Genomic DNA, 19,693 nt, shown 5'->3' on the forward strand with positions numbered 1-19,693 from the left:
AGATAACATTTTTTAAAAATGGGGGAAAAGTATGAAAAGCGGTGGGAATGAAAAATTTAAATCTCAGTACATATATGTGTTTTTAGTTTCATTTTTTTTAACAGGTATCCTAATGCTTGTTCAAATTCACAAATTAAAGGCAGACATAAATATAATTGGGAATAAAGCAATCCGAGATTTAGAAAAAGTTATAGAAACTAATAAAGCATCCTTAGACACACTAATGATTCACTTTTCAGATAAAAACATTACTATAGAAGGTTTTAATGCAGTTTCTAAGAAAATTATTGAAAGCAATCCAAACATATTTTTTCTACAGCATAAAGATAAATATACCTACACAGATATGGTATACCCCTTAGAAGGAAATGAAAAAACCTTAGGAAGATCACTTATTGATAGAGATGAAGTGAGCACTGCAGTAAGTTCAGCAATTAGAGAAAGAAAAGTTACGGTGAATGACCCCTATATCTTAAGAAATGTGGGTGAAGATGTTAATGGGGTAATAATTAGGAAACCCATATTTGAAGGAGACGATTTTCAAGGCTTTTTTGTAGCTGTAGTTAATCTTGATAAAACCATGCAGCAATATTTTTCAAAAAACGAATATGAAACATATAGCTTTAACCTTATGGATTCCAATGACAAAACTTTTTTCAGCAGTAGTAAAACTAAAAAATCAAAAATATCAACCATTATGGCAGCTAATATAGAAGATACTAACTGGAAAATTAGAATTTCTAATGAAAAAAGAGAAAACAGCATTTATGTTATTAGTTTTTTAGTATTGATTCTCCTAAATATAATATGGAATATTTTTATCGCAAAACAAGCAAGAGAAAACAAGAAGAACAACCTTATTGAAGAGCTAAATAAGGTAAAAATGCAGCTTTTGGAAAAGAATAATGAATACGAATTATTTATTGACGGTTCAAATGATATAGTATGGAAATTTGACTTGGAGAACAATAGTTTATTCTTATCTGATAAATGGCTGAAGCTAACCGGCTATAATTTAAATAGTGTCGATAAAATTGAGGAAGTTTTTAGTTCGATTTTAAAAAGCTCAGATTTAAACATTATAATGGAAGCTTTTGATAAATATGATAATCAGATAACCTCCAGCTTAAGCTGCGATTTCAAAATAATAACCAGCACCGGTGAACTTAAATGGTTTTATATTAGGGGAAAGGGCTTAAGAAACCCAGAGGGAAAAATAAGACGATTATTAGGCGTTATTACAGATATTACTGAGAGAAAGAAACACGAAGAGCAGATAGAGCTAATTGCCTATTACGATACCTTGACAGGCCTTCCAAACAAAAACTTATTTATTACAAAAACAAATATATACTTAAGCAGCTTAGATATTCTTAACAAGAGAGCAGCAATTATATTTATTGATTTAGATGATTTCAAAAAAGTAAATGATACTTGGGGTCATAATTACGGTGATATACTATTAAAGGCTTTTTCGCAGATATTAAAAGCAAGCTTTAGAGAAGAAGATGTTGTTGCAAGATTCGGCGGAGATGAATTTATAATATTTATGCCTGAATTGATTGATGAGTCGATAATTTTAGAAACTTGCAGCCGTGTGTTAAGCTCTCTTAATAATCCAATTGAAATTCTTGATAAAAAGGTAAATATAACTGCCAGCATGGGTATTGTTTTAATTCCTAATGATGGAGTGGATATAAACATTCTTATAAAAAATGCCGATACAGTCATGTATAAAGCTAAGGAGCTAGGAAAAAACAAGTTTTTATTCTTTGATAAGAATATTGCAAACGAGGTTTACAGGAGAACTGAAATTGAAAGAGAGCTAAGGACTGCTATTTCTAACAATGAGTTCGAACTGTATTACCAGCCGCAATATATTACGGAAACTTTAGAACTGAGGGGCTATGAAGCTCTTCTTAGGTGGAATAGTAAAGAAATTGGATCTGTTAGGCCGGATGAATTTATAAATATAGCTGAAAAAACTAATCAAATAGACTTAATAGGTAAATGGGTACTAATAAATGCTTGCCTTCAAAATTCTAAATGGATTAATAAAGGAATAAAGAATGTAGTTTGTGTTAACGTATCTCCTTTGCAGTTTCAAAACGATAATTTCATAGCTACAGTAAAGGAGGCATTGAATATATCAAAAATGTCCCCTGAATATTTGGAGCTTGAAATAACAGAAAGCACACTTATGGATTCTTACGAAAAGAATATAGAAACGTTAAATATATTGAAGGACATGGGAATACATATTGCTTTTGATGATTTTGGGACAGGCTACTCTTCAATAAGATATTTAAAAATGCTTCCATGCAACAACCTTAAGTTAGATAAAACTCTAATAGATGATATATGTACAAATAGCAACAGCAGAGCTATTGTTAATGGGATTATTAAGCTGGCAAGCGAGATAAACATGAAGGTTACTGTAGAAGGCATAGAAACAAAAGAACAACTGGAAGAATTGACTCTTATGGGCTGTGATTATTTGCAAGGCTATTATCTAGGCAAGCCTTCATGCATAAATGAACTAGAAAAGAGAGTTCTTAAGCTTTAAAACCGTAGTTTTAATTAAGCTTATTAAAAACATATATGGAGGAGGTAATTATATGAACAGGCAAGTAATAGAAGATATAACTAATAGACTAGCAAGCTTTAAAAATTTCTATGATTATCTTAGAATTGTAGATCCAATAAATAAGACAGCATGGCAAGTGGATAAGTTAGAAGGCAGCGAAGTTAAAAGCTTGTGCTATGGTCTATGGGAAAAAGACATGATGTGCAGTAATTGTGTTTCGGTAAGAGCTTTTAATGAAAATGATACCTTTGTAAAGCTAGAATATAAAGGTGGCAAGATATACCTTATTACTGCAAGTCCTTTTACTCTAAATGACAGGACCTATATTGTTGAACTTTTAAAGGATATTACAAAAAATAATTCACTAATTGATACTAAGGTTAGTGATATAGCAAAAACAAATAAAATATTAGATAAGCTAAATTGTCTGGTGATAACTGATGAACTAACAGGGCTATATAATAAGCGATATATAAATGAAAGGCTGCCTGCGGATATTCATTCAAGCTATACTCAGTCAGAACCTATTACTGTAATAATGGGGGACATTGACTTTTTTAAAAATATTAATGATAACTATGGGCATGTTGCTGGAGATAAAATATTAAAGGAACTGGGAACATTATTGATTTCCTCAGTTAGAAGCTCCACAGATTGGGTGGCTAGGTACGGTGGAGAAGAATTTCTAATAGCTTTAAACAATACCAGCATAGAGAAGGCAAGGGTAGCAGCAGAAAAAATAAGAACTATAGTGGAAAATTATGAATTTTGCCTAAATGGCAATAAAGTGAAATTGTCTGTGAGTTTAGGCGTGTGCTGCCTAAATGAAGAGGGAGAGGAAGTTTGCGCAGAGAGCTTAATAAATTGTGCTGATAAAAATCTCTATAAGGCAAAACGTACAGGAAGAAACAAGGTTGTCATTTCAAATTATTTCACGCAGAAAGACGATTAATCTATTAACGGTGGTGTAGCATGGACGAAATACAGGACAGATTGAAAAAATTAGATAAGCGTATTATCGAACTTAAGGAAATCCTTAATGAGATTAGTGTAACAACTGATGAAGAAGAAATTAAGCTTTTTATCAGTCAATATCTTGATAAACTAATAGTAGAGTATATGAAGACTGTTTTGAAAAAAATATAAAGACTAATCTGGAAAGATAAATTTACTTTCAGTGTGCTACTTCTCTCGCAGCAGAAAAAGTTAACAAGTTAACTTTTTAACAATTTAACTTTTTGCACTGCGAGGACTTGTAACATATCGAGAAGCAAAACACTATTAATTAATCCCATTGCCCAGGAAATCTTAATTTCTTAAGCTTTGGAAATTTCTTATTGTATTCTTCCACTTCTTCCTTTGGAAGCTTTGTAAAAACCTCAGACTCGTAGAATTTCCCTTCTATTCCTTTTATACTTCCTTCTGCTAATTCAATTCCCATAAACGCATCAAAATTTTTGCCATCAGGGGTTGTAATATTAAAATTGTCGCAGGTTTTAAAGCCTATTCGAGGATAGTAATCTGGTTCTCCATAAATCACAATACACTTGTAGCCGTTATCTAAAGCTTGCTTCATGGTTTCTTTAAGCAGCAGCTCGCCAACTCCACAGCCTTGCCACGCAGGCGCAACACAAAGAGGCCCAAAGGTTACAATTTCATGCGCATGTGTACCATCAACAACTCGTGCCTTTGAATACATTATACAGCCTATTACCTCTCCATCCTTAACTGCTATTCTGCTTAATTCCGGAAGGTAGTCCTTATCCTGGCGCAATTTATGAACAAGGTAATGCTCATCGCAGCCAAGATGGTGCTTGTTCCAAAATGCATGCTGAGTCATTAGCTCTACCTTGTACCAATCCTCTTTTGTTTCCATTCTGATTTCTACTTCTTCACGCTTTAATCTCTTTTTTTCTTTTGGAAACCAACCAAATTCCAGCCTTACTTCTTTTCTTTGCATATCATTGTTTTTGTAGCAGCAAGTATCCATACCAATCAGTGTAAAGCCTTCATGCTGATAAAAATCTACTGCATTAACATTACAAGATTGTGTTTCAAGTATAATGGCACGTCTGCGTTCTCTCCTTGCCTGTTCCTTTGCCATTTCAAGCAATGCATGTCCTATTCCTTGCTTTTGATATTTTTCTGCTACCCAAAGCTCTGTAATTCTTAAACGATTAGACCATAATTCCTGATCCGTTTCAATTGCAGCAGCCAATTCCTCATTAACTAGCACCCCCCAGGCATAAGCATTTTCTCTGTGCTCTTCATATAGCTTATCTGGAAAATCATATTCCTCTGGTGAATGGGTTACAGGCACGCTAAAAGCCTTCTTTTCTATGTCAATTGCAAAGCCTTTATCTGTTTTATTTACTATAACATCATAATATTTATCTGTTGTGTATCTTATTGGAATTATGGTTCCAGCCCATTTATCTTTTGGCAAATGTACAATTTCATACTCCATAGCTATTAACCTTCCTTCTAAATATAAACTAGTGGTTTGAAACAATAGCATCAATAAATTCCTTAAGAGAATGTCTTGTATGTCCATCCCTACCGACAGTGGTATCAGCACAAATAAGAGAATTTAAAATAGACTCTTCTATGCACTCAGCAGCTGCTTTAAAAACCTCATCTATTTTATTGTCGCTTAAAACCCTTATTTCACAGATATCCTTTTCTTCATAATGCTTGATTCTGTTGGCGGTGGTAAAAGCAATAGCAATATCTCCGCTGCCATTTCCAATAAAGGAGCCTGTCCTTGAAAGACCAATTACTGCACGTTTGCACACCCTCTTAAGCTGCCTTTCACTAAGGGGAGCGTCAGTAGCTATTATCATGATAATAGAACCCTTATCTTTTTCCTGGGAACTTTCTGAAAGCAAGGCTTTTATACTTTCGCCAGCTTTAACACCATCCAGCATGAAATTTTCCAAGGCTCCAAAGTTTGATAAAACAAGACTTCCAACAATATAGCCATTACCATCAAGGGTTACAACTCTTGAAGCCGTGCCTATGCCGCCTTTAAGTCCAAGACAAGACATGCCTGTTCCAGCACCAACAGAGCCTTCTTCAAAATCTGTTTCTGCGTTTTTAATTGCAGTTATTACATGAGACTTTTCCACTTTTCTTTTTCTGATATTGTTTAAATAACCATCGTTGCACTCGCAAACTATAGGGTTTATAGTTCCTGTGGTGTCACCAATGTCTTCATTTTTCTCCAGCATATAATCTAAAACCCCGTCAAAAGCAGTGCCAATGCTAAAGGTATTTGTTAAGACTATAGGGCTTTCAACAGTACCCAGTTCTTCTAATTGAATTAATCCCATAGATTTTCCAAAACCGTTTATCACATAGCAGGAAGCCATGACCTTTTCCCTAAAAAGGTTGCCTCCCTGTGGAAGCAGAGCAGTGACGCCGGTTTTGATTTCACCTTCATTAAGTGTAACATGACCAACTTTAACGCCTTTAATGTCCGTAATAGCATTTAGCTTGCCTGTCTTCATTCTGCCAATTGATATGCCATAATCTCTTATTCGTTTTTGTGCTTTCATAAAAACACCTGCCTAACTTGTTTGATATATATTATATCAAATTATAGGGTATATTTGGAGGGATAGCAATTTATATCAGTTCTAGTCAATGAATTCATTCTTGACCAAGTATTTGAAAAACTATGTTGATACTGTATAATGTAATTAGTGAAAAATTGTAAACCAGGATATATTAGACATAAATGCGAAAGGGGAGATTATAATGAAGCAAATAAGGGCAAATGTAATGTTTATGATTCTAGGAGTGATAGTTCTGCTGCTAGAAACCAATCTTTTGAAACTTGACGGAATATTAGGATGGGCATTGACGACAATAGGCGTACTGCTAATAGTTACAGGTTTACTGTATAGGTCTAAAAATCCAATTAAAGTGATAGTAGAGTTTTTTGCAAATTTACTTTAAAGGCTGCAGTGTGGAGGCACAATAAATTTATACCGAAATATTTATCTTTAATAAAGGAGTAGGTTATGTTTGGATTACTTAATCTTGGAAGTCTTTTGCTTGGTTTAATTGCTTGGATATGCCCTGTCATTAACCTTATAAAATATAAGAAGCATAATAATAGAAATTGGGTCAATCTCTCCTTCATTAGTATGAGTGCTTGTGCCATTTCAATATGCTTTCAGATTTTTTATAACTATCATTTGGTTAAAATTAGTGATTGGACCGCTCTTATAGATACAACAGGAGCTTTAGTATTTGTTGTATCAGTATTTCTAATTGTCAGCATTATTTTAAATTCAATTAATTTGCTTCTATATCGTAATAGAATAGCTAAATAAGTGATTAAACTTTAGCTTGAAAGTTTTATTTTCTAATTGTAAGATTTGCTTTTGCTAGGGGTTATGTACATTGCTGGAGGCTTAAAGGTTAGAAATAGGATTGTGATTATAGAAGAAAATCAATTGCAGAGTTGTAAGATAAAGGGGGAGTTTTTATGAAAACAGAATTGTGTATTATTGGGGCTGTACATCATGATACGAATATGTATTGTAGTGACGATATAGTAAACATGCTGAAGTCTATAAAACCTGATGTTATCTTATTAGAAATATACTCAAAATATATGGATGAGAATAATAATATTGCCTTGGACAGAGATGTATTAAATAATTGGCAGGAATTTAAAGCCGCTCTAGAGTATAAAAATATCAGCGGAAATGTTCAATTCAGACCTTTCGATTTAGAAGGTAGAAATGAGATTTATAAAGAAGTAGGATATTTAGATACTCAACGTGAAGTTGAAGCTGCAATGGAAAAGTTGTATAAAGAAAATAAATTTACTGATGAGTGTAAGTTTTATTATGAATTATGGATAAAGTTATTTGAAGCAAAACTGGCGATGGTAAAGGAAACACCACAAGTTGTAAACTCTAATCTGTCAATGCAGTTTGTGTCTATCGAACATTACTACTGGTTCAAATGTACAGAAAAAATAATTGAGCTTACACCAGAATTATCAGCTTATTCAAATTTTAAAAAATCTGTTTCTGATATATGGACTATTAGAAACAATGCTATGGTAAATAACATTTTAAAGTATATCAATGACTTTCCTGGGAAGAAGTTGGTTGTTCTAGTAGGTGCAGAGCATAAACTTGACTTGTATAATGACTTGGCTAAAAAACAAGAAGTGTATAATTATGTTTTAAAAGAATTTTGGGAGTATTAAAATAGAATGTGACTTATAGTATAGAATGACATAATGGATTAGGGTATAAGCCTCTTGTTTTGAGTCGCAAGGGTAATCTTTTATTCACTATTCTATCCAAGTGAATACCGGAAAAAGCCTAATCCTGTCATTCTTCGTACAAAAATAAACCCTTTCCACCGCTACTTTTTAGGATTTGGAGAGATTGATATGATGAAATCTACAGATGATCTTAAGATTTATTTTGTAACCATTCCCGCACACAAGTTTTTGCACATTAAAAACTATGAGAGTAATGGGTATTGGGATTTTTGGCAAAAACAAAGCCTTATTCCGGGACAGGACTGTGAAACAATTTGCGGCTTACTCGATAGTATCAAGGGCAAATTGGATGATGATGGTGGGAGCGAATCTAATAGCAGCAGCGGTCAGATTATGGCGTACATTAATGACCTGGACGGCAGACTCTGCGATTGGGGGATTCCACGTACAGAGTGTTATGGTGTACGTCTTCCTTTTGATTATAAAGGTGAAGTACCACAACAAATGCTTATGATTGATGTTCCCGAAGCCGAGTACATTGTTTTTGAACATGGGCCATTCAATTACGAGCAGGAAAACCGAAGTGTGGAGGAAAAGATTGAAAAGGCAATGATAACTTTTGATTTTGCAGGCACCGGTTACTGCTTTGATACTTTCCCCGGTAGAATAATTTACTTTTATCATGATCCAGCGCGGTTTTGGAAGTATATCAGACCAGTTCGAAAGTAGACAAAGTCGACTGCCTATCCACTATTGTTTCTAACGAGAAAACCAAACAGGAAATAACAAATTCCAATTTATATTATTGAGATTAAAAATTTTTAAATGATGTATAAAAAGACTATGGTTTAGAATTAATCTAATTACATAAACAACTATAGGTGAAAATACGGTATCACAAGTAATTATTAATTAACAAAGTATGTTATAATAAAAATGAAAATAATTTTTAAATGTTAGACAAATAGCAATTTGATAAGGGAAAAGGAGAATAGTTATGATTGAATACAGATTTGACACGCAATTATTAATTGAAGGGGAAAATCTTTCAGAAGATAATATAAACGAGTATATTACAAAAAACATTGAAGGTGATTGTTTACTTGCAGTTGGTGATGAAGAATTGATTAAAATTCATTATCACACAAATACTCCATGGAAAGTACTTGAGTATTGTGCTTCATTAGGCGATATTCATGATATTGTTGTAGAAAATATGGAACGACAATCCGCTGGTCTCCAAGGCTAAATAATAAATATAAATAAGAAAAGCTTAGAATATTTATTTTGTTTTAGGGCTATTGAATAAAATTTATTATATAAATTTAAGAGTCTAAAGCACTATTCTTTGCCGGATGGGTGATTTTTCTTTTTGCCATTAAGTTCTTATTCTTTTAAGAGAGGATGTAACAATTTATATTAGCCATAAGCACAGAAATTGAAATTATTGCCTTGTTATTAAAGACGTAAACGTAAAATAATTCATCACCTACAATAGTCAATAAATTAGTGAGATAATCATTCTATAGAAATTTATGGGGTACTTTTTAGAATGAAAAGGAGTCAATTAGTAGAAGAATACATATTAAGTGGCTTAACTTTAGTTGTATGGTATAAGGAAAAAAACATAAGCAAAAGTTCTATTTATGCTTATATAAAAAAATACTATAAATCCGGTGTGACGTCAGTAAGTGAACCCAAATGGGGTGAAATAACAATTCCTAAAATGAATGAATTATCAACAATTTTATTAAAGATAGGAACTATTGTAATTCATATAAAAAATGGATTCGATACAAAGACTCTATCAGAAATCTTAAGTGTAGTGATGAATTTATGCTAAACCTATTTAATTCCAACCAAACATATCTAGCTTGCGGATCAACGGATTTAAGAAAATCTATTGATGGACTATCAATAGACCAGCCTAAAGCACATAAAGAAGTTAGAGAAAGGTCATTGAGATTAAAGAATAAGCGGTTAATAACTTGTCAAGGTGACGAGATATTAACCGCTTGCTTATAAAACTGCTTCGCTATAGAATGGATAAAAGAAGGTCCACCACCCTAGGCTTTGAGATAAATTACTAACAATTAAGCCTTAATAACCTTTTCTTCTTTCTTAGAAAGGATTAAATATCCTATTGCAGAAAAGGCTGAAAGTATAGCAACTATTATATAAGACCAGAACCAACCGAAATTATCTGCAATTATTGGCATTAACCAGTTTGCTCCAAGGTTACCAATTAAATAAGCTGTTACTCCAACAAATCCAATTGCTGTACCAGCAACATTAAGTGGTACGAAGTCTATTGTCAATATATTTACTATAAGTTGAGGTCCATAAATCAAAGCACCTAGCACACCACAGATAACCAAGAAAGCAAAGTAATTTGGTGCACCACTTGATGTTAACCTTTCATATATTAAAATAAATGCACTCATAGAGAATAAGCCTATTGCTCCTATTTTTGCCATTTTATTAGGGAACTTAACTGCAAAATAAGCAAATAGTAAAGATCCTGGAATTGCTATCCATTCCAATATTGAAACAGCTAGCTGTGCTTGTGCATCTGGAATCATTGCAACTTCATGCAAATAGATTGGCATCCAATCTTCTATTGCAAATCTTACAAAATACAATGCTATATTAACTGCTGCAACTAAAAGTAATGCTTTATTGCAGAATACATATTTCCAAATTAATTGTCCATAAGATAAATTAACCTTTTCTTCTTCAGTTGCGATATTGGATTCACCCTTATCACCATACATTGTTCTAAGTGAATCTAACCCTTCATCTTCTGGGCTATCCCCACCATATTTCCAACAAAATAAAGAAACTAAAATAACAAAAATAGCTGGTACTAAAAATGCCAATAATACGTTTCCAGTTTTAGGTACAACTAACCCCATACTAGTCAATGATGCTATTATTAAAGGTAACAAAGCACCTCCAACATTTTGTGAAACATTCCATCCTGCTATAGCTCCACCTCTGGTTTTATTAGGAAAATAATTAGCTATCATATTTTGCGATGACGGTGCAAGTGCTCCTTGAACCACTCCACAAAGTACTAATAAAATTGCTAATGCTATGGCTGATGTATGATAAAAGCCTATAATTATACAAATAATTGCGCTTAAAAATAGACATCCAGCATATAGTTTTCTGAGATTAACCTTGTCCCCTAATGCTCCCATAAAAAATTTAGATAATCCATAAGATATTGTCAAACAAGAAAGTAAAGCTGATATATCTTGTTTAGTCCAGTTGTTTGTAACCATTATAACTTTAGACATTAGCTTAAAGTTATTTCTTACTAAATAAGCACAAATATAACCAATAAAGGCAACTACGAATACCATTCTTTGTCTCTTCAAAAACGTAGCAAATTTCTCAGGATTGCTTCTTTGATAAATGTCTTTTTGTTCCATTTTCTTTCCCCCCGCTTTTTAAAAGTTTATGTAAACCTTACCCATACAGCCTATTAGCTGTCTGTACTTACATTGTAGCTAAATACCGAAAGTTTTTATGTCGGTATTCTCCTTAATTTAAAGTAAGATTTTATTACTTCCTTTGTCAGATAAATTCCTATAAAAAGGTAAGAAAAAACACCCAAAATGGGTGTAATAGATAAAAATTTATTATGGCTTAGAAGCTATACTTTACTGTTTTGTATTTATTTAGTATTTTTATCCTCTGAAATAAACCCGTACTTCAATGCATAACTGACTATCTGGCTCTTTTTTGTGAAGTTCAACTTTTCCATTATCCGGGTCTTGTAGGTATCAATGGTTTTTATACTTAAATAAAGCTTATCACCTATTTCCTTAAGAGAATAGCCCCATGCCAAAAGCTTAAGTACTTCTCTTTCTCTTGAGCTTAGAAGGGTGTATGGATCATCTTCCTGCACTTCCTTCATTGGTTCTGTAATCAGCATATTCAAAAGGCTCATGGAGTCTTTAGGGCTTAGATAAATCATTCCCTTGTTCACTTCACTTATGGCAAGAAACAGCTCAGTATCAACAGAACCCTTCTGCACATATGCCACAGCACCTGCACGCATAACCTCCTTGATATAGTTTTCATCGTCATGCATGGTAAGCACAATTATCTTGGTTTTAAAACCACGGCTTTTTATCTCTTTTATACATTCTAACCCATCCATATTAGGCATAGATATGTCAAGAATGATAATATCAGGTCTTTTTTCCTGAAGGATCAAGAGAGCTTCTTCACCATCTGATGCCTCACCCACCACCTTGAAAGAGGGCTCTCTCTCCAAAAGCAGCTTGAGACCAGACCTAAGCAATACATGATCATCAGCAAGTACTATTGTAGTCTCTCTAATCATAAAACTTGTTCTCCCTTCCAGCAGGAACTATAGTGGGGATTGTTATTTTGATGGTAGTGCCAACCTTGTCAGATACCATATTGAAGGTGCCCCCGAAAAGCTCTGCCCGCTCCTGCATTCCGTATATGCCTATTCGATTTTCTTCTTTAGTCCTTCTTAAGGCTTCATTATTGATACCCTTGCCGTCATCTGAAACAACAAGAACAATGTGCTCTCCACTGTTTTCTAGGTTTATTCTTACGTTTCTTGCTCCTGAATGCTTAACAATATTTGTCAGACATTCTTGCATAATTCTATATAAAGCCAATACAATTTGGTTATCCATAGGATAATCGGAAACATTGTGTGTAAAATCTACTGCAATCCCGAAATGCTCCTGATATTTGGAAATATATTTTCCCATGGCTGCCACAAGTCCCAAATCATCTAAAACAGGGGGCCTCAATTCAACAGCAAGATTGCGAACCCCTCTTATGATATCTGCTACCACATCCCTGACTCCAAGTATCATTTCCCTTTTTTCACTGTCGGTCTCACTATCTGCAAGCAGCCGCATGGACACTATAAGGGACGTTAATGCCTGGCTTGTCTCATCATGAAGTTCCCTAGATATGCGCTTTCGTTCATTCTCCTGGACAGTAATCAGCTTATTCAGAAGCATATCCCTCATTCGCTCCTTTTCCTGTAAAGCCTCCACCAGTTTATCCCTGTCTTCGTTTATCTTTATAAGGCTTTCTGCCATAATATTAAAATCCGTAGCAAGCTCTCCTATTTCATCATTTGTGGTTACCTCTACCCGGCTGCTTAAGTTGCCGCAGGCAATCTCCCTTGAGGCCTTCACCAAGTCCTGGATTGGTTTTGTGAACATTGCCGTAAGTCTTGCCGTCATTATGGCCGCAACTGCACATACTAGTAGGGTAATGAGAATAATTGCTCTCAGCTTTTCCTTAATCAGGCTTCTTATATATTCCTCCATGATACCTGCCCTGGCAAAGCCGACCTTACCACCCTCTATAGGTACAATAATATCCAGCATCAACCCCTCATTAGTATTTATTTCTTCTATGTTGTAATTTGAAACATTAAGCCTTGAGTTTATGTTCAATAGTCCCTTAGGTATGCCATTTGTGAAGGTATGAGCCAAAAGACCTCCTTTATGGTCTGTAACTAAAACATATCTGATATCCTTATTACTATTTTTCATTTCATTTGCCACTTCATGAAGTGAAATAAGGTCGTTTACAAGTATATACCCTGCACACGAAGACGCTATTCGCTTTGTTATTTCAATACCCCGCTTTTCAAATTGTTCAGACATAGCTGTATTAAGAGAATTCCACATGAGACCCCCCACAAGTACGCTGAATAGCACAAGTATTAAAATGAATATCCTTATTATTTTATTATAGATGTTCAATTCTGCAAACCATTTCATTCTTCTGTTCCCATTTCATTTATTATACTTCGTTGATACTCATACAAATCTGGCTCCGGTTCAACATATCGGTCTACAAGCAGGTTTTCCAAGGCAGCCTGCACTTCAGTTTCCTTGTGCATGTTAAGAAAAATATCCCTTAGAGCTTTGATTTGATTTTCACCAAGACTCTTTCTTACCACCACAGGACCAGTACCGTTCTTTTCAGAAGTTGCCACTATTTTTACCATTTCCGTGAGACCATCCTTATTCTCCTTTGAGTAATTGTACACGTAGCTTCCAATAGCAGCACCGTCTATAACTTTATTTGCAACAGCCTGCAAGGCTTTTTCATGACTGTAGGTATAGGTATAATTTCTGAAGAAGTTTTCGGGCTTTTGGTTTATTTGTCTCAGCATTTGTGTAGGAGCAAGATAACCTGAAAAACTGAGAGGATCAGTAAAAGCAAAGGTTTTTCCCTTCAAATCCTCCAGTGTTTCGATATTGCTGTCCTTTGAAACGATAATATAGGAATAATAGTATGGAACTCCAAAACGAACCTGCATTACCAGGGGCTCTATTTTCTCTGAACCTTCATAGGAGTTATATGCTCCACTTGCAAAAAATGCAATGTCTGCACCTCCATTTGCAAGTAATGAGCTTATCTCTGCATAGCTTTCCCGCTGGATTAAAACATTCTCTCTTTTCAATTTTTGGCTGATATAATCGGTAATCACACGATAGGATTCAATCGTATTGCTCCTGGATATAATGGGGCATACTGCTATACGTAAAGGTCTTTCTCCTTCGTCAGTCTGCAAGCTTCTTATCTCAACACTGTCTGAAGAATCCTCTGCACTGAAATCTATATATGCTAAATTCTTAGAGCTAGTCCCCCACTGTGTAATCAGTAAAACCAGCACTGCCGCTAAGCATAGAATGATTTTCATGTTTCTTGTCACTATTAACACCTGCCTTACTACAGTTTCTATCTTGTTATTATAGCTTCAAATGATATTGCTAATTCTACATTATATCACATTTTACAGATTACTTATGTCAGATATTTTCTGAATCAAACTGCTTATGCCTCATTCTGCATTCTTTAAGGGAGATGAATTAATATTTTATCTTCAACTTACTTGTTCCATTGTTCATTGCGATATTACACATAAATGCTAAAATGCTGTAAAAAAACTTCAAGGAGTAATTGCCTATCGCTTGGGACCTTATGAAAAAGGAAAGTATACAAAGTTTAGATTTCAATATGTTAAGGAAAAAGACTTATATGTCTGTCCAGATTTAAGACCAATGTACTATAAAACAACAACAAGACAGGGGTATAAGAAATATGTAGCTAAAAAAGAAGAAAAGAAACAATAGAACGAAGCCTTGCTGATTCAAAAGAACTGCATGGACTTCGCTATTACCGCATGCGTGGTTTGTCCAAAGTAAGCGAACATTGCTTACTTACAGCAGCAGTTCAGAATATGAAAAAGATAGTCTCAGTGCTATCGCACTTTTTTTGTCTCTTTTCAAATTGAAGCCAATCCTTGTTTTATCATAAATTCCAATGTTTCATGCTACCGCATAATCCTAAAGGTAAAATTTTACCCCGCATAAATAAATCTATACGGGGTTTGTAAACACTCTGTAAATTAGTGATATAATCATCCTATAGAAATATAGGGGGTAATTTTTATGATGAAAAGAAGATCAAAGGAAGAATGGAGTCAATTAGTAGAAGAATAAGCGGTTAATAACTTGTCATGGTGACAAGTTATTAACCGCTTACTTAAAGACCTGATGAAGAGTTGTAAAAATAACTAACTTAGGTTAGTAATGGGAGTATTTTAAAATGGGTATTTGTTTAGAAAGTAAGATTTTATTTATTTTGTTATTACCAATTTGGATAGTAATAAGACTGATTGCATTTCGATTATGTAGGGCTAGAGGCAACTTTTCATTAAAAAGAGAAGTTGTTCTAAATGTATTTTTCATATACATACTTTGCTTAATAGGCGTTACTTTATTTCCATTGAGGATAAATTTTGATAGAGATTATATTTGGGTTTCAGTAAATGCAATACCATTTATGCGTACAATAAAAGATATAATAAATATAACAGATAATCCTAATATGTATAGCTTTATGATAAAATTTTGGATTAAAAACATAGGAGGTAATCTAATTCTCTTACTTCCTTTAGGTATACTAATACCAATATTATGGAGTAGGTTTAACAGTGCGGTTAAAACAGTTTTCGTTTCCTTTTGTTTATCTTTAAGTATTGAAGTCCTGCAACTTATTTCTTTTTATATTGGAAATGCTGGAAGAGCTTTCGACGTAGATGATATTTTACTTAATACTATCGGGGCATACATTGGATACATTATTTATAAAAGATTTATTGAAAGCAGTAGATCTAGCTTGAATAAATATTTACAAAAGGTATAAGTTGGCTATTTGTTTATAATTCGAAATAGTTGGTAATCTTCTTTGAGAATAAAATAGTAAATCATCAAGCATCAGTAATCTATACCTGTTCGAATCAATTCGATGAGCATATTATCTCTCAGAAGAAAAAGTTAACTTTTTAAAAATTTAAAAATATAAAAAGTTAACTTTTTCTCAGCAACAGATTTTGAGCTGCGTAAAGTATTTGGATGGAACCGGCTAACAGCTGTACTGAAAAAAATATTTGCTTCTCTACTGAACTGAAGCAAGGCTAATTAAAAGTCTTGTCTTTTTTTGTTTAACGGATAAGGATATATACAATTAATATGGATGAAAGTAAAAATACTTTAAAGGTGCCAGGGCCAAGGACGGTTATCAATTTCTTGTTCTTTTAACACAGGAAGTAACAATTTATACTAGCTCAAGTCGATGAGCTTATTCTCAATTAAGTATTTGAAAAACTATGTTGATACTATATAATGTAGTTAGTGAAAATTTGAAAAACAGGATATATTAGCCACAGGTGCAGAAAGGGCGATTAGAGTGAAAAATATAATGTCAAATGTAATACCTATAATTACAGAAGAAAATGAATTGCAGCCTTGTTATTAAAGGCATGATGCAGTATAGTCAAATATTGTGCAACAAAGATTATTAAAATGATGTAAAGGAGGCTAGACTGTGAAAATGACGTTTAAGCGATATCCAATCATTGCATATTTTTTAACAACAATGATTGCTAGTATCCTGCTGTTAATACCGCATCTTATATTTGGAGTGATTTTAACTCCTTCATTCTCTCTGACTCAATTTGGACCAGCATGTGGATTGCTTATTTGGTGCGGAATTACAAAAGAAAAATATATTTTGGAGGATATTCGTAGTCGCTTTAGAGTTAAAAAATTTATGAACTGGGTTATTTGCATGATTATTTACACATTTGTAATTATTTTTCTTTGCAGTTTTCTCCTTGCTCTATGGGGTGAGCCATTTATACCATGGCAAGGAATGGTTATTTTTTATATTGTTGAAGCAATTGCTATGCTTATTTGTTGTGCAGCTGAAGAAGTTGGATGGAGAGGGCTCTTACTTCCGCTTGTAGAAGAAAAATATCCTTTGTTTAAGAGTTCCATTATAGTTGGAGTATTATGGGGGGCTTGGCATCTAAACTTCACTGGAGGAATTTTCGGGTTTATTTTATATACAATAAGTATTGTATTTGTTTCCGCAATTATGACTTGGATTTTTAATAAAACTGATAAAAATATGACTTTGATGGTTCTTGAACATTTTTGTTTTAATTTATTCTCACATATTTTTCTTTGGAATCGATTTAACATAAAATTATTTGTAGTAGAAATTTTGTTGTTTGGGTTGACGACGGTATTGCTTTTGATAATAGATAAACCTACATTTGCTGAGAAAAAATGCATTAATATATAAATTTATGGGTGTATGGAATGTTAATATGCCCAAAAGGTGCCGGAAACGGTTATCAACTATATGAATAGCTTAGGCGTACTGAAAAATATTTACTACAATATTAGCTGATGCTAAGGCGTAAATTAAAGCTTTGGCGGCACTTTTTATTGTATAAGATATGCTCAGTTTAAAGGGATAAATCTTATCATTGGGAGTCATACTTTCACAGAACTCTTTGGAATTCAAAGATTAGCCTTGAAATTGAATGAGAATATAAAATAAGATATAATATTCATCTAGTATGAAATAGTAAAACACCAAGCAACAGTAGTTTATAGTCGTTCGAACCAACTCAAGGACATTATTCTCTCGCAGAGAAAAAGTTAACTTTTTCTCTGCGAGAGATTTTGAGCTTCGTAAAGTATTTGGATGGAACCGGCTAACAGCTGTACTGAAAAAAATATTTGCTTCTCTATTTAACTGCAGACAAGGCTAATTAAAAGCTGTGTCTGCTTTTTTATTTAAAAGATAAGGCTCTATCGAATTAATATGGCTCTAATAAAGGAGAGTTTAAATATAGTGCAGTACTAATGGGCAAGGAGGTACTATATGCAATGTAGCACCATATAATATAATAATTTAGTTATAATCTATTATCTGGAGGTTATGAAATAAATGGAGGGTGGCCAAATTAAAAATTGGTCAATACTTGGAATAGTACTAGGGATATGCATAATTTTAACAGCATGTTCTTTAAAGACAAGTGATAAGGATAATAGTAAACTTGTAAATTCAGAAAACAGATAGAAACCTATGATTACAAGTTAAATACCTTTCAAATTATCTATGATGATTACAAGAAAAATACACAAAAATTTGTGACTTCATATTTTAATAAAGATGATGATGACATGCTTGTATATAATGGGAAATTATATAAAGTTAAAGATTTAGTAGGTATGTCTTTAAAGGAATATAAAGAGCTTGGTGAAAAGGCACTTAACAAACCTGGTGGGTCAGCAGAGATTAAAAGCAGCTCCGTTAGTATATCTAATGCATACTATAGCAAAAAGGATCCATTTCAATTTAAATATGTTTTTGCAAAATGTATTATAGAGATTGGAAACGAAGAAATTACCACATATAAAAGATTTTCATTTTTAAAGCAAGACAATGAGTGGAAGGTTACTACCATAGATAAAATTACAGAAACAAAAAATTATAAGTATGATAAAACTAAATTATCTGGATATACAACTTATAATAACAAGCCAGTTAAATATGCTCATAGTATTATATATAATAAAAATTAAATTAGAATTTCAGGGAAGGGTGTGGCAAAACTATGTTAAGTAGTTTGCGACACCTAAATTTTTTGGTCAAATTATAATATTATTAAAGATAAAATTAAGTATTTACTTCAATAATATTAAAGGTTATAATTAATAATATTAAAGGAGGTTTTAGTATGTCAATAGAAGTAGTTCCTGAATGGATGGTCAATCTTGAAGACGAAGATATTTCATTTATGAAAAAATTTATAATGGCATCTGGATCTTTAAAAGAGATTGCAAAAGAATATGGTGTTACTTATCCCACTGTACGACTTAGACTTGATAAGCTGATTCAAAAAATCCAAATTACTGAAGATACTGCAAGTGAACCATATGTAGCCTTGATTAAGCGGCTTGCAATAAATGAAAAAATTGATTTTGATACTGCCAAAATTTTGATTAGTGAATATAAAAAATCAAGAAAGGACGAAAGTAAATGAATTATGCGTTGATTATCATCTTAACACTTTTGCTAATTTTAGTAGGGATCGTTTGGCTGCAAGTCTTTTTATCGAAGAAGAAAAATAAATGGCTTGGTTTAGTTACCCCTATGATTTGTATTATGTTTTCAATAATGTTTGTGCTTTCAATGTCCATGTATACAACAATTAAAACTAGTAGAACAGAAACTGTTGACAAGGTATTAATTAAAGAGGCACAAGTTGAAGATAATATAGCTAAACCAAGCGTTGGAAAAATGGTTGCTATGGCCACTCCAACATTCTTAGTAACAAATATACCTACCATTATTCTTTTAGCTATTTACTTTGCTTGTAGAGAAAAAATAAACAGAAACAATGAACTTGAAAAAATGAATGTTCAAGATTTAGAGTAACCTCCTGCTATAAGAGTAATATGAAGTTAATTTAA

The 19,693-nt window shown here is 33.2% G+C and carries 20 protein-coding genes and 2 pseudogenes; 16 read left to right on the forward strand and 6 right to left on the reverse strand.

Translation table 11 applies throughout. From position 1 onward, the window contains the following. The first annotated feature begins 31 nt into the window (after positions 1 to 31). Genes NBE98_RS17345 through NBE98_RS17355 form a run of 3 tightly spaced genes read left to right on the forward strand, consistent with a single transcriptional unit; the run spans position 32 to position 3,733 of the window. Positions 32 to 2,566 (forward strand): bifunctional diguanylate cyclase/phosphodiesterase, encoded by a 2,535-nt coding sequence (locus NBE98_RS17345; protein WP_250816273.1) that lies wholly within the window; start codon positions 32 to 34, stop codon positions 2,564 to 2,566. A 52-nt stretch (positions 2,567 to 2,618) separates the two neighbouring features. Beyond that, the gene (locus NBE98_RS17350; RefSeq protein ID WP_250816274.1) at positions 2,619 to 3,539 is read left to right on the forward strand and encodes a GGDEF domain-containing protein; all 921 of its coding nucleotides are present in this window, start codon (positions 2,619 to 2,621) and stop codon (positions 3,537 to 3,539) included. 20 nt (positions 3,540 to 3,559) lie between these two features. Beyond that, positions 3,560 to 3,733, forward strand: coding sequence for a hypothetical protein (locus NBE98_RS17355; RefSeq protein WP_250816275.1), 174 nt, complete (start codon positions 3,560 to 3,562; stop codon positions 3,731 to 3,733). Positions 3,734 to 3,872: 139 nt separating this feature from the next. Here the strand turns inward: NBE98_RS17355 and NBE98_RS17360 are convergent, their stop codons facing one another. Together NBE98_RS17360 and NBE98_RS17365 are read right to left on the reverse strand one after the other, a co-directional pair. Further along, on the reverse strand, positions 3,873 to 5,054 hold the full coding sequence (locus tag NBE98_RS17360) for a GNAT family N-acetyltransferase (RefSeq protein WP_250816276.1): 1,182 nt from the start codon (positions 5,052 to 5,054) through the stop codon (positions 3,873 to 3,875). A 28-nt stretch (positions 5,055 to 5,082) separates the two neighbouring features. Then, a complete protein-coding gene (locus NBE98_RS17365; protein WP_250816277.1) occupies positions 5,083 to 6,144 on the reverse strand; it encodes a DmpA family aminopeptidase in 1,062 nt (353 codons plus the stop codon). Between the two features lie 202 nt (positions 6,145 to 6,346). Here NBE98_RS17365 and NBE98_RS17370 point away from each other — a divergent pair, with 202 nt between their 5' ends. The 6 genes and pseudogenes from NBE98_RS17370 (at position 6,347) to NBE98_RS17395 (ending at position 9,681) form a co-directional block, all read left to right on the forward strand. After that, complete coding sequence (locus NBE98_RS17370; RefSeq protein WP_250816278.1) at positions 6,347 to 6,547, forward strand: hypothetical protein; 201 nt, start codon at positions 6,347 to 6,349, stop codon at positions 6,545 to 6,547. A 65-nt stretch (positions 6,548 to 6,612) separates the two neighbouring features. Continuing rightward, the gene (locus NBE98_RS17375; RefSeq protein ID WP_250816279.1) at positions 6,613 to 6,927 is read left to right on the forward strand and encodes a hypothetical protein; all 315 of its coding nucleotides are present in this window, start codon (positions 6,613 to 6,615) and stop codon (positions 6,925 to 6,927) included. 155 nt (positions 6,928 to 7,082) lie between these two features. Then, entirely contained in the window at positions 7,083 to 7,817 is a 735-nt protein-coding gene (locus tag NBE98_RS17380) for a hypothetical protein (protein ID WP_250816280.1), read from the forward strand. A 96-nt stretch (positions 7,818 to 7,913) separates the two neighbouring features. After that, positions 7,914 to 8,567 (forward strand): annotated as a pseudogene (locus NBE98_RS17385) (AraC family transcriptional regulator); the annotation flags it as partial. 268 nt (positions 8,568 to 8,835) lie between these two features. Next, positions 8,836 to 9,087, forward strand: a complete 252-nt coding sequence (locus NBE98_RS17390) for a kinase to dihydroxyacetone kinase (protein WP_250816281.1) — start codon at positions 8,836 to 8,838, stop codon at positions 9,085 to 9,087. Between the two features lie 303 nt (positions 9,088 to 9,390). After that, positions 9,391 to 9,681 carry a hypothetical protein gene (locus NBE98_RS17395; protein ID WP_250816282.1) on the forward strand — a complete coding sequence of 97 codons (291 nt, stop codon included), beginning with the start codon at positions 9,391 to 9,393 and terminating at the stop codon, positions 9,679 to 9,681. 250 nt (positions 9,682 to 9,931) lie between these two features. Here NBE98_RS17395 and NBE98_RS17400 read toward each other — a convergent pair whose 3' ends face one another. The 4 genes from NBE98_RS17400 to NBE98_RS17415 form a co-directional block, all read right to left on the reverse strand. After that, positions 9,932 to 11,275 carry an MFS transporter gene (locus tag NBE98_RS17400; protein WP_250816283.1) on the reverse strand — a complete coding sequence of 448 codons (1,344 nt, stop codon included), beginning with the start codon at positions 11,273 to 11,275 and terminating at the stop codon, positions 9,932 to 9,934. Between the two features lie 245 nt (positions 11,276 to 11,520). After that, positions 11,521 to 12,195, reverse strand: coding sequence for a response regulator (locus tag NBE98_RS17405; RefSeq protein ID WP_250816284.1), 675 nt, complete (start codon positions 12,193 to 12,195; stop codon positions 11,521 to 11,523). Then, entirely contained in the window at positions 12,188 to 13,630 is a 1,443-nt protein-coding gene (locus tag NBE98_RS17410; RefSeq protein ID WP_250816285.1) for an ATP-binding protein, read from the reverse strand. The genes NBE98_RS17405 and NBE98_RS17410 overlap by 8 nt, the downstream gene beginning before the upstream one ends. Then, positions 13,627 to 14,571 (reverse strand): substrate-binding domain-containing protein, encoded by a 945-nt coding sequence (locus NBE98_RS17415; RefSeq protein ID WP_250816286.1) that lies wholly within the window; start codon positions 14,569 to 14,571, stop codon positions 13,627 to 13,629. Before NBE98_RS17415 ends, NBE98_RS17410 begins: the two co-directional genes overlap by 4 nt. 229 nt (positions 14,572 to 14,800) lie before the next feature. Here NBE98_RS17415 and NBE98_RS17420 point away from each other — a divergent pair. From NBE98_RS17420 to NBE98_RS17445, 7 genes and pseudogenes are all read left to right on the forward strand, one after another. Continuing rightward, a pseudogene (locus NBE98_RS17420) lies at positions 14,801 to 15,153 on the forward strand (transposase); the annotation flags it as partial. Between the two features lie 314 nt (positions 15,154 to 15,467). Continuing rightward, entirely contained in the window at positions 15,468 to 16,067 is a 600-nt protein-coding gene (locus NBE98_RS17425) for a VanZ family protein (RefSeq protein ID WP_250816287.1), read from the forward strand. 687 nt (positions 16,068 to 16,754) lie between these two features. Beyond that, positions 16,755 to 17,510 (forward strand): CPBP family intramembrane glutamic endopeptidase, encoded by a 756-nt coding sequence (locus NBE98_RS17430; protein WP_250817615.1) that lies wholly within the window; start codon positions 16,755 to 16,757, stop codon positions 17,508 to 17,510. A gap of 654 nt (positions 17,511 to 18,164) precedes the next feature. Continuing rightward, positions 18,165 to 18,296 carry a hypothetical protein gene (locus tag NBE98_RS22475; RefSeq protein WP_284703655.1) on the forward strand — a complete coding sequence of 44 codons (132 nt, stop codon included), beginning with the start codon at positions 18,165 to 18,167 and terminating at the stop codon, positions 18,294 to 18,296. A 104-nt stretch (positions 18,297 to 18,400) separates the two neighbouring features. Then, a complete protein-coding gene (locus NBE98_RS17435; RefSeq protein WP_250816288.1) occupies positions 18,401 to 18,802 on the forward strand; it encodes a hypothetical protein in 402 nt (133 codons plus the stop codon). A gap of 155 nt (positions 18,803 to 18,957) precedes the next feature. Beyond that, positions 18,958 to 19,263, forward strand: coding sequence for a DUF2089 family protein (locus NBE98_RS17440; protein WP_250816289.1), 306 nt, complete (start codon positions 18,958 to 18,960; stop codon positions 19,261 to 19,263). Next, entirely contained in the window at positions 19,260 to 19,658 is a 399-nt protein-coding gene (locus tag NBE98_RS17445) for a hypothetical protein (protein ID WP_250816290.1), read from the forward strand. The genes NBE98_RS17440 and NBE98_RS17445 overlap by 4 nt, the downstream gene beginning before the upstream one ends. Positions 19,659 to 19,693 lie beyond the last annotated feature (35 nt).

The sequence above is a fragment of the Clostridium swellfunianum genome (assembly GCF_023656515.1).
Classification (GTDB): Bacteria; Bacillota; Clostridia; order Clostridiales; family Clostridiaceae; genus Clostridium_AT; species Clostridium_AT swellfunianum.